Consider the following 16,882-nt stretch of genomic DNA (forward strand, 5'->3'; position numbering starts at 1 on the left):
CTTAATCCATCGCTTAAAAGCCATCTTGCAACTCAGGATAACTAGGAGTTTTCATGACCAATCCAGTCTCACAAGCGCTTGCCGAATTCAGCCAGCGTTTTCAGCTGTGCTGGCAACAGACACATAATGAGCTGCCATGCAGTGACGATCTGGTTGATCTCGACTCTCCATGCATCCAACGCAAAACCGAACATCAAGTGTGGTGGCAGCCTGTTGCTTTGGACGAGTCGGCCGATTTTGCCAATGTCGAACGCGCGATCGAGCTCACTTTGCATGATGACATCAAAGCTTTCTACGGCAGTCAGTATGCGGCGGATATGAACGCCACTTGGCAAGGTAATGAGCTGACGCTGCTGCAAGTATGGAGCGAAGAGGACTTCAGCCGCTTGCAGGAGAACATTTTGGGCCATTTGGTGACGCAGCGCCGTTTGAAACTCAAGCCGACGGTGTTTATTGCCGTAACCGATGCCGAGTTGGACGTGATTTCCATCTGTAATCTCACGGGGAACGTGATCTTAGAAAGGCTTGGCACCGACAAAAGAGAAGTGCTTGCGCCAAATGTGGCGGAGTTTTTGGCGAATCTAGAGGTTGTGGTGTAAGTATGTACGTCGTTGAATTGCAATTTGAATGTTTTGATAACACAACGGTGAGCGCGGTCGACAAAGCGATTAACGGTTTGATGGATGCGCTGCGCTATAACGGCCAAGTGCTGGGGCGTGAGTTTCCGATTGTGATGGGCGATGGCGAGTTTTTTGTCCGCGTCGTGTGCCCGGAAAAAGAGAGTTTGCATCCTCGCTACCATTCGGATTTCGTGCGCGTGTGCTTGGACCGTTTGTCTGAAGCCGCGCTTCTAGCGCCGAAAATGCGCTTGCTGGGGCGGGATATCAACTCAGAACAAGCGGCCGATGAAGAGACACCAAGCTGGCAGGTCCTCTACACCACCTATGTGCACACCTGCTCACCGCTGCGTAGCGGTGAAACCTTGCTGCCGATTCCGTTGTATCGCAATGGCCCGACGTTAAACGGCGATCATAAAGCGGTGATCAAATGGCAAACGGAATGGCAAGCGTGTGATGAGATCCAGATGGCTGGCGGCTGCCGAGCTGAGCACGCCGCGCTGCATGAGATTTGTGATGTTGACAGTGTGCTGTTTCGTCGCGGCTGGGATTTGCGCGGGCGGATCGAGTACCTCACGCAGATCCCGACTTATTACTATCAGTATCGGGTTGGTGGCACCTCGCTGGCGGACGAGCAGAAGCGTAAATGTCCGAAATGTGGCGGTGAGTGGCTACAAGCGCAGGCGCTGCACGACATCTTCCACTTCAAATGCGATACGTGCCGTATCGTCTCCAATATCTCTTGGGATCACTTAAAGTAATCGCTGAAGATAAAAAGGGTTGACGTTTACACGTCAACCCCAATGATTTCTTGCTTTCGACGTTCGAAATTACCAGCCTTTTACTACGCCGCCTTGGAAGATCTCAGAAGCCGCTTTGTACACTTCTTCGGTTTGGTATGCTTTGACAAAGTTTTGTACGTTTTCCGCTTGCACGTTGTTTTGACGCGCCACGATCAGGTTAACGTAAGGTGACTCTTTGTCTTCGACAAATACGCCATCTTTTTGCGGAGTCAAATTGATTGAGCTCGCGTAAGTGGTGTTGATGATAGACAGAGCAACGTCGTCCAGTGAGCGTGGGAGCTGAGCGGCATCCAGTTCGACGATAGTCAGATTTTTCGGGTTACCAACGATGTCACGAACGGTAGCCAGTAGGCCAACTTTGTCACGCAGTTTGATCAGGCCTTGTTGCTCCAGCAGCAGCAGTGAACGACCAAGGTTGGTTGGATCGTTAGGAACAGCGATGCGCGCGCCGTCTTGGATTTCTGCTACCGATTTCACTTGCTTTGAGTAGCCTGCGATTGGGTAAACAAAGGTGTTGCCTGCGATAGTCAGTTTGTAACCACGGTCAGCGATTTGTTGATCGAGGTACGGCTTGTGTTGGAACGCGTTGACGTCGATAGAGCCGTCATCCAGCGCTGCGTTTGGTGTGACGTAGTCAGTGAAGGTCACTAGCTCAACATCTAGACCATATTTTTCTTTGGCCACTTTCGCCGCCACTTCTGCAACTTGGGCTTCGGCACCTGCCATCACGCCCACTTTGATCTTGCTGTTGTCTGCGGCTTTTTCACCACAACCAGAGAGAATCAGTGCTGAGGCAGCGGCGGCAATCGTCAATAAACCTTTGAGGCTAAATTTCATCGTAAATCTCCTTATATTTTTATCTTGCAATTCTTAGCGGTGGTCTACGCGGCGTACAATTGCATCGCCGATAGACTGAATAATCTGTACTAGCACGATCAACATGACGACAGTCACCGCCATGATCACCACGTCGTAGCGGTGGAAACCATAACGGATGGCGACATCGCCCAAACCGCCACCGCCAACGGTTCCTGCCATCGCGGAGTAGCTGACCAGCGTCACTAAGGTGATAGTGACAGAGTTAACAATGGTCGGTAGCGCTTCAGGAAGCAGTACCTTAGTGATAATTTGCAGTGGCGTAGCGCCCATGGCTTGCGCCGCTTCAACCAGACCAGACGGCACTTCCAGCAGCGCGCCTTCAATTAAACGGGCAACAAAAGGTATCGCACCTATGGTCAGCGGTACGATGGCAGCGGTGGTGCCGATAAACGTGCCTACCAGTAATTTCGTCACCGGAATAATCGCCACCATCAGCACCAAAAAAGGCACCGAGCGGCCTACGTTGACAATGGCGCCAAGGGTTTTGTTGAGTTTGGTGTTTTCCAACAAACCGCCTTTTTTGCTGGTGTGCAGAATCACGCCAAGCGGAATGCCGATCGCAAAACCGACTACGCCAGCCACCGCCACCATGTACAAGGTTTGCCAAGTTGCGCCCAGCAGGAGATCGCCATTTAAACTCAGCCACTGTGCAATCGTATTAAAGGACATAACCCAGTACCTCCACTTTTACGTTATGTTCGCGCAAAAATTCCAGTGCGGCGTTGTCGTCTTCTTCATTGCCAAACAGCTCAGCGACCATCATGCCAAACTTGACGCCGCCTGCGTAATCGAGATCAGAGCTGAGAATGCTGATATCAATATTGAATTTACGCGAGATCTGAGACACCAGCGGCGCGTCCACCGTTGCTCCGGTAAATTCCAGCCTGACCAGTGGATAGCTGCCTTCTACACGCTTTGACTGCAAGCGCACTTGGTAATCTTCCGGAATGGAGAGATCCAAGGTAGAGCGAATAAACGCGTGTGCCAGCTCGGTTTTCGGATGGGCGAAGATCTCGCCAACCGTGCCTTTTTCAACCAGTTCGCCGTCGCCAATGATCGCCACTTCGTGGCAGATGCTTTTCACCACATCCATCTCATGAGTAATAAGCAGCATAGTGATTTTCAGCTTGCGGTTGATCTCTTTCAGTAGTTCCAAAATCGAGTGCGTGGTCGCCGGATCGAGTGCGCTGGTGGCTTCGTCGCACAGCAGCACTTTCGGATCGCTCGCCAAAGCACGGGCAATCGCTACGCGCTGCTTTTGCCCGCCGCTGAGATTGGCAGGGTAGCTTTCCTGTTTGTCCGATAAGCCAACCAGTTTGAGCAACTGCGTCACTTTCTCTTTGATCTGCTCTTTGCTCTTGCCTGCCAACTCCAGTGGCAGGGCAACGTTGTCAAACACGCTGCGTGAGGAGAGCAGATTAAAATGCTGGAAAATCATGCCAATGTTGCGGCGTGCTTCGCCCAGTTGCGCTTTGCTGAGGGTGGTGAGGTCAACGCCGTCCACCACAATGCGGCCGCTGCTTGGCGCTTCGAGCATGTTCACGCAGCGGATCAGCGTGCTTTTCCCTGCACCCGATGATCCGATAACACCAAAAATGGTGCCTTCTGCGATATGTAAGTTGATGTTTTTCAAAGCATGTATTTCCTTACTGCCTTGATAAAACACTTTATTTACCTGACTAATTTCAATCATTTTTATACCTGTGCAGGGACAACAGAATAATATTTTGAGCGCTGGCTCACTTTTCAGATGATGCTATGGCTTTCACGTTTTCAAGTCAATAGATATTTTTACGTCTAGACGTCCAAACGTTTAGCGGTTTACCAATCAAATCGTCATTAGATAGAGAAGAATAGTCTATGCAGAGCGATTGAGCTGGCTGTGTGGCAGTTGAAACTCGCAAACGTCGCCTTTTCGGTTATAATCGCGCTTTAAGTTACCCTGTTGACAGAGATATAGATTTTGGCCAAACCTGCTGTTTTTTTAGATCGTGATGGCGTGATTAACGTCGATCATGGGTATGTTCACGATGAGCATGATTTCGAATACATTGATGGTGTATTCGCAGCGACCAAAGCCCTGCAAGAGATGGGCTACTTACTGGTTTTGGTCACCAACCAGTCGGGGATAGCGCGTGGTAAGTTTAGTGAAGATCGCTTTCTCTCTCTGACTCAATGGATGGACTGGAATTTCGCTGACAATGGGGTTGAGTTCGACGGCATCTATTATTGCCCGCATCATGCCGAGCACGGTATTGGCGATTACAAGCAAGATTGTGACTGCCGCAAGCCTATGCCGGGCATGTTTATTTCAGCGCGTGATTTCTTGAAGATCGATATGGCCAACTCGATTATGGTGGGCGACAAAGCGGAAGATATGATGGCCGCTGACGCGGCTGGTGTCGGCACCAAGTTATTGGTGAAGACCGGAAAACCGCTCACAGAGCAAGGCGAAGCGCTGGCAACCGCGGTGCTGGAGAGCATCCGTGAGGTGCCCGAGTACGTGAAACAACATCTGAAAGGTCGCTAAGCGGCCTTTTTCTTCTCCAATGAGTGATCTTGACTCGATATGAATAAAAAGCTGACCATTTTAGACATCGCACGTTTGTCCGGCGTAGGGAAATCCACCGTGTCGCGAGTTCTGACCAATGACCCTAAAGTCAAACCAGAAACGCGTGCCAAAGTGGAGGAAGTGATTGCGGCGTCGGGCTATGTGCCGTCGAAATCTGCGCAGTCGATGCGCGGTGGCAGCCAGAAAGTGGTGGGCGTTATCATCTCGCGTCTCGATTCTCCCTCAGAAAATCGTGCGGTGAGCACCATGCTCAATATCTTCTACCAAGCCGGATACGATGTGGTGATCATGGAGAGCCAGTTTGACCGGGACAAGACCAATGAGCATTTGGATGTACTGCGGCGGCGCAATGTGGATGGGTTGATCTTGTTTGGCTTTACCGATTGTGACATGCAGCAAGTCGCCGAATGGCAACACCGCGTAGTGGTGATTGCGACCGAAGAGACCTCGGTCTCTTCAATTAACTACGACAACCAACGCGTGATTGAACTGGCGCTGGAGCATTTGCTGGCACAATCCCTGCGCCATATCGCGTATATTGGTGTCAATCCTGAAGACCGAACCACCGGTCTGGCACGTCTCAACGCCTATCGGAATTGGTGTCAGCAACATCAGCTGACGCCAGTTTATCAAACGGGCAAATTGAGCCATGAGAGCGCGTATCGTTTAGTGGATAAGGTCCTCACCGAGCAGACGCAGGCGATTGTCTGTGCCAGTGATACCTTGGCGCTGGGCGTGCTCAAACGTCTACAAGAACTCGGACGTGAAGAGGTCCGCGTGACAGGCGTCGGTGGCAATGAGCTGCTCTCTTTTCTCTTTCCCAAGATCTTCAGCGTTGATCCCGGCTACCACCTAGCGGGTGAAAAAGCCGCTAAGATGTTGATTTCCCAACTGAGTGGTCACGAAACCATCACCCATCTTACCCAAGCACCACTGATTCGCTAAGCGCTTCATTATAAAACGCTTTTCCAATTTACTGTGATCCTACTCAATTAATGGGACTGTTCCCATTTTGTTTATTTATGAAAACTGGCACTATTTAACCTGTAAATGGGAATGTTCCCATATTAAAACAACTATAATTGCATAAATCCATAAAATAGGGTGGACAGAGTTATGAGTAAGATAGCGCGCCAAGACGTTCAACGTCTGATCGAGCTGGTCGGGGGTAGCGACAACATTGCTAGCGTCAGCCATTGTCTGACACGTCTTCGCTTTGTGTTAAATGACACCGAGATTGCCGATGTAAAACAACTAGAAGCATTGCCTATAGTTAAAGGCTGCTTTACCAATGCGGGCCAATTCCAAGTCGTGATTGGTACTGAAGTGGATGCGGTATACAAAATTTTGCTTGAGCTCTCGGGCAAAAGTGAAGCCAGCAAAGAAGATGCTAAGTTAGCCGCTAGACAAAACATGAACTTTCTCGAGCGCGGGATCTCTCATTTGGCAGAGATTTTTGTCCCGCTGTTGCCTGCCATTATCACTGGCGGTTTGATCCTCGGTTTTAGAAACGTGATTGGCGACATCAAGATGTTTGATGGCCAAACGTTGACGGAAATCAGCCAATTCTGGGCGACAGTGCATTCCTTCTTGTGGTTGATTGGTGAAGCAATCTTCTTCTTCCTACCGGTCGGAGTATGTTGGTCGACGGTGAAAAAACTCGGTGGTACACCGATTCTTGGTATCACTTTGGGTGTCACGCTGGTGTCGCCGCAATTGATGAATGCTTATCTCATCGGTAAACAAGCGCCGGAAGTGTGGGATTTTGGCCTATTTGTGATTGAGAAAGTGGGTTACCAAGCTCAAGTGATTCCGGCCATGCTGGCGGGTGTGGTGTTGGCCCTTATTGAAACCAATCTCAAACGCATGGTCCCTTCTTACCTCTATTTGGTGGTGGTGCCGTTCGTCTCAATTATTCTGTCGGTTGTTTTGGCCCACTCAATTATCGGCCCATTTGGTCGTGAGTTAGGTAACTGGGTCGCTATTGCAGCGAAAGCAGCGATGACCGGTGATTTCGCTGTGCTGGGCTCAATGGTGTTTGGTTTCCTCTACGCGCCGCTGGTGATTACGGGTATCCATCACACCACCAACGCGGTTGACCTGCAACTGATGCAAGAGCTCGGTGGCACGCCGATTTGGCCGCTGATTGCGCTTTCGAATATCGCTCAAGCGTCTGCGGTGGTCGGTATCATTATCATCAGCAAAAAACATGGTGAGCGTGACATCTCAATTCCAGCCGCGATTTCGGCTTACCTCGGGGTTACGGAGCCGGCGATGTACGGCATCAACCTGAAATACAAGTTCCCGATGCTCAGTGCCATGATTGGTAGTGCTGTCGCGGCGGCCATCTGTGGTAGCGCAGGGGTGATGGCGAACGGCATTGGAGTCGGCGGTCTGCCGGGTATCCTTTCCATTCAGCCACAGTTCTGGGGAATTTATGCTCTGGCGATGTTGGTGGCTATCGCATTGCCAGCAGTGTTGACGCTTGCCTTCTATAAGCGCGCACAGGCGAAAGGAGAACTGGACCTTGTAAGCGCTTAAGCGCAACGCCTTTTGGAGTGGCGGCTTGCCACTCCTTTCTTTATTTTTGTGGTAAGTGAGAACAACTCCATGACGACAACGAATCAAGAGATGAGCTGGTGGAAAACCGCCACCATCTATCAGATCTATCCAAAAAGTTTCTGCGACAGTGGCGATAAAGGCACCGGTGATCTGCAAGGGATCATCAGCAAACTGGATTATCTGCAACACTTGGGTGTCGATGCTATTTGGCTCACACCCGTGTACCAATCACCGATGGTCGACAACGGTTATGATATTTCCGACTACTACGCCATCAACCCTGAATTTGGCACCATGGCAGACTTTGATGCCCTGCTCACACAGGCTCATGATCGCGGCATCCGAATCATTATGGATATCGTCGTGAACCATACCTCGACTGAGCATCATTGGTTCCAATCTGCGTTAGGGGACAAAAACAGCCCATACCGCGATTACTACATCTGGAAAGATCCGCAGGATGGCGGTGTGCCGAATAACTGGCAATCCAAGTTTGGCGGCAGCGCTTGGGCGTTGGACGAGAAAACCGGGCAATATTACCTGCATCTGTTTGCCAAAGAGCAAGCCGACTTGAACTGGGAAAACCCAGCGGTGCGGGAAGAGGTTAAGCAGGTGATTCGCTTTTGGGCAGAAAAAGGCGTCGATGGCTTCCGCCTTGATGTGATCAACCTGATTTCAAAGCAGCAGGATTTTTGCAGCGATGACGTCGGTGATGGGCGCCGTTTTTACACCGATGGCCCTCGGGTTCACGAGTATCTGCAAGAGATCAGTGCGGAAGTGTTTCAACAGCATGGCAGTGTTACGGTGGGCGAAATGTCGTCGACCACATTGGAGCATTGCCAGCGCTACTCCTCGCTCGATGGCAAAGAATTGTCGATGGTGTTTAACTTCCACCACTTGAAAGTGGATTACCCCAACGGGGAAAAATGGACCAAAGCACCGTTTGATTTTCTTCAGCTCAAACAGATCTTTAACCATTGGCAAACCGGGCTTAACGGAAAAGGCTGGGGCGCGATATTTTGGTGTAACCACGATCAGCCAAGAATTGTCAGCCGCCTCGGTGATGACCAGAGGTATCGAGTCGAGTCGGCGAAAATGCTCGCTGCGTCTGTGCACATGTTGCAAGGGACTCCTTACGTCTATCAAGGTGAAGAGATTGGTATGACCAACCCGGGCTACCGTCATATTAAGCAGTATCGTGACGTGGAAAGCACCAACATGTACCAAATCATGGTGCAGCAGCAAGGCGTGAGTCATGAGGAGATGATGGCGATTTTAGCGCAGAAATCTCGTGATAACTCGCGTACTCCAATGCAGTGGGATGGAAGTGAGAATGCAGGCTTCACACGTGGTAAGCCGTGGCTGGATGTCGCCAGCAATTATCCTGAAATCAATGCTCAAGCGGCGGTCGCGGATCTCGGCTCCGTGTTTTATTTCTACAAGCGTTTGATTGAGCTACGTAAGCAAGTGGCGGTGATTACCGATGGGGATTACTTGGATTTACTGCCAGAGCACAAGCAGGTTTTTGCTTACGCAAGACGCAACGCTAAGCAGCAGTTGATCTGTATCAACAACTATTACGGTGTGGATACCGAGTGCGTGCTCCCTGCGGATCTCGCCATGCAGCAGGCGAAATGTTTGCTGTCTAATTATCAGAATGTAGCCTCTGCGATGGCGTCTCATCATCAAATTCTCAGACCTTACGAGACACGGATTCTTCTGATTGAGTGCTAACCCCCAAAAGGCGACTCAAAAAAGGCTTGGTTCACCCAAGCCTTTTGTTTTTACAGCGGTAGCGAGTCCAACCATACAGTGTTCGTAGACAATGGCTTGCCATCCACAGCTAACCTTTCAGTTTGTTCTAAGATACCAAATGTTGGGTTGTACCAGAGAGCTGTGCTGCGTACAAATTTCGGTAACTCTTTCTCTGCACAGTTAAGAGTATAAGTGTCTGTATTAGTAATCGGTGCTGCTTCGATACGCTTATTTGCAATAGTAATGGTTTTCCGTTCACTAGTTTCAACTCTTTTTTGTTGCAAAATCAGCTTGCAAGAGGACTCATCGTCTAAATTACTCAACTCAGGGACATCGGCAAAATCAGCGAGTAATGTCTTTAATAGGGGGACTGAAAATGACAAAGTACTGCTGTTTGTAGTGTCACTCCACCCACTGATTTTATTGCCGTCCGTTTGGATCGTTTTCGAATATTGAAGCATGAGTGCCCGAGCTAATCTGTCGTTAGAAGGATTAGAAGAATCGGCAGACAAATCAATATAAAAATCGATTATCTCACGTAAATAACCATCGTTGCCAACATAGAAAATAGATTGACCATCTTTTGGGCCATCAGAGTTTGTTGTTCGGAAGAAGGTATTATTACCAGAATTAATCAGCGAGTTAAGCAAATTGATCAGCGGAGAATTATCTTCTTCCTGATCTAAAATCAGTTGTAAAAGGGAATCGCCACTGTGTTTTTCAAAGCGCACTGATAAGTCATCTTGCGTTACGCCATTGACCATCTGACTATAATGAAATTCCGCGGCGCTATTTGGAGAAAATTGAGAGTCGATAATTGGATAATCAAATCGAACTTCTGGTGGTTTGATGTCTGGTTTGCCGGATGATTCAGAAGAACTGCCGTTACATCCAGTAAGAGCAATAGCGGCGAGAGTCATAAGAGCGAAGTTTTTTAGCATACAAATAATATCCGGAATAAGTTTAAGTGATAGGCTGTATAAGATAGAGGGATTGTATGGGCCGTCGCTATCAGTTAGCAAAAAATAAACTGACACAGATAGTTATGAATGCTTAATTTATATTTAAGTTTTTGTTTTTAAAATGATATTTATCCTTTAAATAACCTGACCGATATTGCTGTTTTGGTGTGCTTAGGGAGTTTTAGATGGTGATCTTTGCAACTCAGTACCGATCTTCTCACAATACGCTTTAACCACCGGACGCCAAGTTTCAATCACGCTCGGATCATCTAAGTTGTTGCCCAATTTTTGCCAAGGTTGATAGCAAGTGTCAGACGATTCTGGCTGCGCCAAGCGTTCAAACAACTGCTCTGTCGATAAAATGCGTGAGAGCGCGACAATCGAGAGCATGTAGTTGAGACGAAATGGCTCTGTTTTTCCTTGTCGATGGGAAATATCCGACAGCAAGAGATAGATAAAGGCGTTGTCGATTCTCGAGCTGCCAACGGGAGTACGCAAAAAATCGTAGGCAGAATCAAAACTGCTGACTTTGAAATGGAGAATGCCCAGCCAAACGGTCAACTCCTCAGGCAATTGAGCGAAATAGGTTTGCAGTACTTCCAGCGCTCTTTTACGGGTATCCGTGTCTGTTTCAACCAGAGCGAAATACCTTGCAATATACAATGCGGTAAATTCATCGGTGGGTCTGATTTCACCCTCAGCCATGGCTTTATCTAACTGCTCGAGTTCTCCTTTATTCCTCAGTGCCCAGTCATAGCCCGTTGGTACGGGAAGGTTAAAAAAGCGCGCAATGTCTTGTTGTAGCGCCAGTAAACTGCTGCTGAGATCTTCAACATCCAGCAAATAAATGGCTTTAAACACCACCTTCTCTGATCTGGAAGACTGAATCCGTGCTTCAGCTTGGAGATGCTGTTGGTCTTGCGTGTCTTTTAAGCGAATGTTCAATACGTAGTCACTACGACGAACATTTTTGGCACCAGGGAAATAAGGGCCGTGTTCGAGTGGAGAAACGAAATAATCTGGCGAGTCCTGATTGACGATATCGGTGTATGGATACTCAATCTGTTGCTCTAAGATCAGTGCTTTGATCGCTTTGCGATGTGAGCTCGCTATAGGCCCAATGGCATCGACTCGATTGAGCAACAACTCTCGCAGTTGAATCGCTTGATGCTCACGCGCTTTTTCGATGGCTGTCTGCTTCTCATGCCAATAAAGGTAACTCAAGGTGCATGCGACTAGTGCGAATACGGCGCACAGCAAAGAGAGAAGACGTATTGTCTGGGGATAGCGTGAGAAAATTTTAGTCTCTGGTTGCGGGGAGGCGCTAGACGATGGTTCGGCAGCGGGATCAGGAGATGGCGTTTTCAGGGCGATATGACCCAAACTGAAGAAGTAACCTTTACGCGGATAAGTGACGAGGATCTTGGTGGCGTCTTCCGCGGGTAAGTGTTTCTGTAGCAGGGCTCTTAACGTTGAAATGCGGTTAGTAAGAACATTGCGCGAGATGAAATCGCTTTGCCAAATGGTCTGAATGATGGCGTCGGCAGAGAGAGGCTCACCGACATGGGTAAGAAGCAGTTCAACTAACTCGGCTGTTCTAGGTTCGAGATCGATGATTTCGTCGTCGAGAGCAAGCGTTCTGGTGATAGGGTCATATTCTAACTGGCTGATTAGAATATGACATTGTTGCTCTTTTGCTGTGGTTAAAAAGTCTTGCATCGCACTGGGTTACTTCATGAACACTGCTGATAGTGTATAGCACTTTCATAAGCCAAAACAGGACAACGCGTCATAAGCATGACGTCAAGAATAATTCACTTTGTAACGGTGGGGCTTATGATTCATGGCAAGCACTAGGTTTAAAGCAAAAGCACCGAGAATCGAGAGTAAAATCGTGTTTGGCGTGACAAAGAAAAACGAGGCCGTCAGAATTGCCGCATCAATCGCCATCTGAGATTTTCCTACCGAAATGCCGAATTTGTCCTGAACATAGAGACACAAGACATTAAAACCACCAAGACTGGAACGGTGACGAAACAAGATGAGCATTCCCAATCCCATGAAAAGGCCGCCAGCAATCGCGCAGTAGACCGGATGGATGTTATCGACAGAAATGACTAAATACAGGTTATCGGCAAAAATAGAGACTAAAGCGCCAGAAATCGCACTATTAAAAGCAAATCGTCTGCCATAACGTCGCCATGCAAGTAAATAGAAAGGGCAGTTGCTCAAAAAGTACAACAATCCAAACGTGAATGGAGTAAACTGGGACACCAGCAATGCGAGCCCCGTAGTGCCACCAGTGAGAAGATGTGCCGATTGCAGAAAGAAGACGCCTTGGGCGACCAGAAAGGTGCCGGTCAAGATAGCAATCCAGTCCTCTTTGTGTGAGTGTTTTTCCATCAGTTCCTAAATTTAATGCGCAATAAGGGGCGAGCATAGTAGTCAAAAGCTGATCTTTTCGGTAGCTAGACGACTAAAATTAGGGTAAACCTATGTAATTGTTGTTTTACAGGGTGTAAAACGAAAATATTGACAGTTGAAGTCGCATCTTTGTCATCATCATCGGTGAAGATGAATCTTCTCAAATGTCATCATGAAAAAACTGCATAAGAAAAGTGAACTTTTCTCTTTATGACCTGGATCAAATTATGTAGAATGCGCGCCATTACGGTGACGAAAACGTTTGCGTTGGGTCATTTGACAGTTTTTTTGCAACTTTCAGTCTAATCTGAGTCAGGAGATACAGATGCTTAAGCGTGATATGAATATCGCTGATTACGATCCGGAGCTATTCGCAGCTATCCAGGAAGAAACCCTTCGTCAGGAAGAGCACATCGAACTGATTGCTTCTGAAAACTACACCAGCCCACGTGTAATGGAAGCGCAAGGTTCTCAGCTAACCAACAAATACGCAGAAGGTTACCCAGGTAAGCGTTACTACGGCGGTTGTGAGTACGTTGATAAAGCAGAAGCTCTGGCGATTGAGCGTGCGTGCCAACTGTTCGGCTGTGAATACGCAAACGTCCAGCCGCACTCGGGATCTCAAGCTAACAGCGCGGTATACATGGCACTGCTTAACCCAGGCGATACCGTGTTGGGCATGAGCCTAGCGCACGGCGGTCACTTGACTCACGGTTCACCAGTTAACTTCTCTGGTAAACACTACAACGTCATCCCTTACGGCATTGATGAAGCAGGCCAAATCAATTACGACGAAATGGAAGCCCTTGCTTTTGAGCACAAACCGAAGATGATCATCGGTGGTTTCTCGGCTTACTCTCAAATTGTTGATTGGAAGCGCATGCGTGAAATCGCGGATAAAGTCGGTGCTTACCTGTTTGTCGATATGGCGCACGTTGCCGGCCTAATTGCGGCAGGCGTTTACCCAACACCCGTTCCACACGCGCACGTTGTGACCACCACAACACACAAAACGCTCGCTGGCCCTCGCGGTGGTTTGATTTTGTCAAACGCAGGCGAAGAGATGTACAAAAAACTGAACTCAGCGGTATTCCCTGGTGGTCAAGGTGGTCCTTTGATGCACGTGATCGCGGGTAAAGCGGTCGCATTTAAAGAAGCGATGGAACCTGAGTTCAAAGCCTACCAAGAGCGCGTGGTGAAAAATGCCAAAGCGATGGTGGCACAATTCCAAGCGCGTGGTTACAAAATCGTATCAAACGGCACTGAAAACCATCTGTTCCTTGTTGATCTGATCGACAAAGAGATCACGGGTAAAGATGCAGATGCCGCTTTGGGTGCAGCAAACATTACGGTAAACAAAAACTCAGTGCCAAACGATCCACGTAGCCCGTTTGTGACTTCTGGTATTCGCGTTGGTACGCCAGCGATCACTCGCCGTGGCTTTACTGAAGCCGATGCTACTAATCTGGCTGATTGGATGTGCGATGTGCTAGATAACATCGGTAATGATGATGTGATTGCAGCGACTAAAGCGAAAGTTTTAGAAATCTGTCAGCGTCTGCCAGTTTACGCATAAGTATTAAAGTAATAAGACAAAGGCTTCCCATGCGGAAGCCTTTTTGTTTACTCAGAAAGATCAATCGAATAGAGATTACTTCTCTTTCGAGATACTCAACAAAGAGCCTGATTTACACTGAAATGAGTAGTAGCTTGACGTCTCGCTAAATTTCCCCAACCCTTCACCATCACAATAATCGATATTGATGTCACGCATGGTGTTAAGCGTTTCTTCGCTGTTCAGCGCAAATTTTGCGCCATCGGCGCAGACAATACGTACACGACCATCTTTGCTCACTGAATAGATTTTGACTTCCGTGTTGCACAATTCAAAAGACGCTTCGCGATAATTATCTTGCGCGGTATTTTGCTGCGCACAACCCGCCAGTAGGGCAGTAGAGAGCAGAGCGATAAATCCAAACTTATTCATTCAATAAAATCCTTTGTGTTGGGAATGCCAATGAGCATAGTCAACCGAGATGATATGCACTTGCATCAAGCCTATATAAATGGCGCTGGGATGGCAACCCATAGCAAGGTTAAACCTCAGTGGCGCAGATAAGATGAGACAAATAAAAAGGCTGAACGTGATATACATTCAGCCTTTGCAACACTACGGACGGTTATTTGACTTCCAGCCCTTGTGCTTGCATATCCGCATGGTAAGAAGAGCGTACAAACGGTCCACAAGCGGCATGGGTAAAGCCCAGTTCTAACGCGATCTCTTTGAGTTCATCAAACTCTTCTGGTGGAACGTAACGTTCAACAGGGAGGTGATGGCGGCTTGGTGCCAAGTATTGGCCGAGTGTCAGCATGGTGACACCGTGCGCACGTAGATCTTTCAGTACTTCGATGATCTCTTCTTTGGTTTCACCTAAGCCCATCATCAGGCCTGATTTAGTCGGCACACTAGGATGCTGCTCTTTGAATTTCTTCAGCAAATCCAGTGACCACTGATAATTGGCACCTGGTCGCGCCTTGCGGTAAAGACGCGGCGCGGTTTCCAAATTGTGGTTAAACACATCTGGCGGATTGTCTTTCAATGCCTCTAACGCAACGTCCATGCGGCCACGAAAGTCCGGTACCAGTGTTTCGATGCGAATGTTTGGATTGAGTGCGCGGATTTCTCGGTTACAGTCGGCAAAGTGCTTCGCGCCGCCATCGCGTAGATCGTCACGGTCAACCGATGTCACCACCACGTACTTGAGCTTCATGTCGGCGATGGTCTTGGCTAACTTGGTCGGCTCTTCCGCTTCTGGTGGTAATGGTCGGCCATGAGCAACATCACAGAATGGGCAGCGACGGGTACAGATTGCACCCAAGATCATAAAGGTGGCGGTGCCGTGGTTAAAACATTCAGCGAGGTTAGGACAAGAAGCCTCTTCACAAACGGAATGGAGATTGTTTTTACGCATGGCCGCTTTGATGTCTTGAATACGTTGACTGTCAGAAGGCAGTTTAATCTTCATCCAAGCGGGCTTACGCAACATCTCTTTCTGCTCAGTCGGCATGTTCTTGACTGGAATTAGGGCCATTTTGTCAGCGTCACGATATTTAACGCCTTTTTCCATCTGAATTGGTTTACTCATGCTTCTCTTACTTCTGCTTCTGTGCTGAATGTCACTTGCTCATAACCAAGCAAATTGACCAGTTCTTTTATTAGTTGCTGCTCTATCGTTGCGAGTTCGTTGGGACCTCCAAGCTCACTCACTTGGATCATTTCCATTCCTTGATAACCGCAAGGGTTGATACGCAGGAAAGGGGAGAGATCCATATTGACGTTGAGAGCCAAACCGTGAAATGAGCACCCTTTACGGATACGCAGGCCTAATGAGCAGATCTTTTTGCCATCCACGTAGACGCCCGGAGCATCCGGCCGTGCTGCAGAATCGATATTGTAGGCTTTTAGGGTATTAATTACGAGATTCTCTATCGTAGTGACGAGATCGCGCACCCCTAATTTTTTGCGACGAAGGTTAATCAAGAAGTAGACCACCAATTGCCCCGGTCCGTGATACGTGACCTGTCCGCCTCGATCACTTTGCACCACAGGAATATCTCCCGTGTTGAGCAAGTGCTCGATTTTCCCAGCTTGACCCTGAGTAAACACTGGGTTGTGTTCCACCAACCACACTTCGTCACGGGTCTCTTCGCTGCGTTGGTCGGTGAATTGGTGCATCGCCTGCCAGACTGGGGAGTAGTCTTGTCTACCGAGGCGCTTTACTACCAGTTGATTGTGCATACTTTATCCTGTCGTCGCTTAATAAAGTTTTTGCATTATAAACCTGTTCAACAGTTTGAACTATATGTCTGTAACAGGTTTTTAACTCATTAGTGGAAATTTTTATATCTATCTATCTGATAAATATAAAGAAAGCAGCGAAATGCTGCTTTCAAAAAAAATTTAATCTATCAAAAAATTACAGAACCATGCGCACGATATCAATCTCACCCAGCTCTTTATACAGGGTTTCGACCTGTTCGATAGAGGTGGCGGTAATATTGATGGAAACGGAGTGGTAATTGCCCTTCGCACTCGGTTTGACCGCTGGGCTGTAGTCACCCGGCGCGTGACGCTGGATCACAGCCAGTACTTTTTCTGGTAGTTCAGGCTTAGCGTAACCCATGACCTTGTAGGTAAACGAACAAGGAAACTCAAGAAGATCTTTTAGTTTGGCGTCAGAGTTGATGGTTAGCATTGAGAATAACTCCAGGTTGATATTCGGTTGTGCGGGGCGAAATAGTACTGTC

At 48.2% G+C, this 16,882-nt stretch carries 17 protein-coding genes; 7 read left to right on the forward strand and 10 right to left on the reverse strand.

The window, feature by feature from the left end; translation table 11 throughout:
* Positions 1-53: 53 nt before the first annotated feature.
* Together syd and I3X05_RS03495 are read left to right on the forward strand one after the other, a co-directional pair.
* Positions 54-599, forward strand: a complete 546-nt coding sequence (syd, locus tag I3X05_RS03490; protein ID WP_045570661.1) for a SecY-interacting protein — start codon at positions 54-56, stop codon at positions 597-599.
* A 2-nt stretch (positions 600-601) separates the two neighbouring features.
* Positions 602-1,378 carry a Zn-ribbon-containing protein gene (locus I3X05_RS03495; protein WP_045570660.1) on the forward strand — a complete coding sequence of 259 codons (777 nt, stop codon included), beginning with the start codon at positions 602-604 and terminating at the stop codon, positions 1,376-1,378.
* 69 nt (positions 1,379-1,447) lie between these two features.
* Here the strand turns inward: I3X05_RS03495 and I3X05_RS03500 are convergent, their stop codons facing one another.
* From I3X05_RS03500 to metN, 3 genes are read right to left on the reverse strand one after another with little or no spacing between them, the layout of a single operon-like run.
* Complete coding sequence (locus tag I3X05_RS03500) at positions 1,448-2,257, reverse strand: MetQ/NlpA family lipoprotein (RefSeq protein WP_039424478.1); 810 nt, start codon at positions 2,255-2,257, stop codon at positions 1,448-1,450.
* A gap of 33 nt (positions 2,258-2,290) precedes the next feature.
* Positions 2,291-2,968: a methionine ABC transporter permease gene (locus tag I3X05_RS03505; protein WP_045570659.1), complete on the reverse strand. Its 678-nt coding sequence runs from the start codon at positions 2,966-2,968 to the stop codon at positions 2,291-2,293.
* Complete coding sequence (metN, locus tag I3X05_RS03510) at positions 2,958-3,992, reverse strand: methionine ABC transporter ATP-binding protein MetN (protein WP_045570658.1); 1,035 nt, start codon at positions 3,990-3,992, stop codon at positions 2,958-2,960. Before metN ends, I3X05_RS03505 begins: the two co-directional genes overlap by 11 nt.
* A 270-nt stretch (positions 3,993-4,262) precedes the next feature.
* Here metN and gmhB point away from each other — a divergent pair, with 270 nt between their 5' ends.
* The 4 genes from gmhB to treC all read left to right on the forward strand — a co-directional run bounded on the left by gmhB (position 4,263) and on the right by treC (position 9,167).
* Entirely contained in the window at positions 4,263-4,829 is a 567-nt protein-coding gene (gene gmhB, locus I3X05_RS03515) for a D-glycero-beta-D-manno-heptose 1,7-bisphosphate 7-phosphatase (RefSeq protein WP_337970962.1), read from the forward strand.
* A 39-nt stretch (positions 4,830-4,868) separates the two neighbouring features.
* On the forward strand, positions 4,869-5,816 hold the full coding sequence (gene treR / locus I3X05_RS03520; RefSeq protein ID WP_045570657.1) for a trehalose operon repressor TreR: 948 nt from the start codon (positions 4,869-4,871) through the stop codon (positions 5,814-5,816).
* A gap of 171 nt (positions 5,817-5,987) precedes the next feature.
* Positions 5,988-7,412 (forward strand): PTS trehalose transporter subunit IIBC, encoded by a 1,425-nt coding sequence (gene treB, locus I3X05_RS03525; protein WP_045570656.1) that lies wholly within the window; start codon positions 5,988-5,990, stop codon positions 7,410-7,412.
* Between the two features lie 69 nt (positions 7,413-7,481).
* Positions 7,482-9,167 carry an alpha,alpha-phosphotrehalase gene (gene treC, locus I3X05_RS03530; protein ID WP_045570655.1) on the forward strand — a complete coding sequence of 562 codons (1,686 nt, stop codon included), beginning with the start codon at positions 7,482-7,484 and terminating at the stop codon, positions 9,165-9,167.
* A 50-nt stretch (positions 9,168-9,217) separates the two neighbouring features.
* Here the strand turns inward: treC and I3X05_RS03535 are convergent, their stop codons facing one another.
* The 3 genes from I3X05_RS03535 to I3X05_RS03545 all read right to left on the reverse strand — a co-directional run bounded on the left by I3X05_RS03535 (position 9,218) and on the right by I3X05_RS03545 (position 12,553).
* Positions 9,218-10,129, reverse strand: a complete 912-nt coding sequence (locus I3X05_RS03535; protein ID WP_045570654.1) for a hypothetical protein — start codon at positions 10,127-10,129, stop codon at positions 9,218-9,220.
* Between the two features lie 192 nt (positions 10,130-10,321).
* Positions 10,322-11,869, reverse strand: a complete 1,548-nt coding sequence (locus I3X05_RS03540; RefSeq protein ID WP_045570653.1) for a transcriptional regulator — start codon at positions 11,867-11,869, stop codon at positions 10,322-10,324.
* A gap of 84 nt (positions 11,870-11,953) precedes the next feature.
* Positions 11,954-12,553: a YitT family protein gene (locus I3X05_RS03545; RefSeq protein WP_039442517.1), complete on the reverse strand. Its 600-nt coding sequence runs from the start codon at positions 12,551-12,553 to the stop codon at positions 11,954-11,956.
* Positions 12,554-12,899: 346 nt separating this feature from the next.
* Between I3X05_RS03545 and glyA the strand changes: the two genes are divergently transcribed.
* Complete coding sequence (gene glyA / locus I3X05_RS03550) at positions 12,900-14,150, forward strand: serine hydroxymethyltransferase (protein WP_045570652.1); 1,251 nt, start codon at positions 12,900-12,902, stop codon at positions 14,148-14,150.
* A gap of 75 nt (positions 14,151-14,225) precedes the next feature.
* Here the strand turns inward: glyA and I3X05_RS03555 are convergent, their stop codons facing one another.
* From I3X05_RS03555 to ybeD, 4 genes are all read right to left on the reverse strand, one after another.
* Positions 14,226-14,561 (reverse strand): hypothetical protein, encoded by a 336-nt coding sequence (locus I3X05_RS03555; protein ID WP_039434173.1) that lies wholly within the window; start codon positions 14,559-14,561, stop codon positions 14,226-14,228.
* Between the two features lie 193 nt (positions 14,562-14,754).
* The gene (gene lipA / locus I3X05_RS03560) at positions 14,755-15,720 is read right to left on the reverse strand and encodes a lipoyl synthase (RefSeq protein WP_193186230.1); all 966 of its coding nucleotides are present in this window, start codon (positions 15,718-15,720) and stop codon (positions 14,755-14,757) included.
* Positions 15,717-16,373, reverse strand: a complete 657-nt coding sequence (lipB, locus tag I3X05_RS03565; protein WP_193253168.1) for a lipoyl(octanoyl) transferase LipB — start codon at positions 16,371-16,373, stop codon at positions 15,717-15,719. Before lipB ends, lipA begins: the two co-directional genes overlap by 4 nt.
* Positions 16,374-16,551: 178 nt before the next feature.
* On the reverse strand, positions 16,552-16,830 hold the full coding sequence (ybeD, locus tag I3X05_RS03570; RefSeq protein WP_039424513.1) for a DUF493 family protein YbeD: 279 nt from the start codon (positions 16,828-16,830) through the stop codon (positions 16,552-16,554).
* Positions 16,831-16,882: the final 52 nt, after the last annotated feature.

Source organism: Vibrio navarrensis (assembly GCF_015767675.1).
In the GTDB taxonomy this organism is placed as follows: Bacteria; Pseudomonadota; Gammaproteobacteria; order Enterobacterales; family Vibrionaceae; genus Vibrio.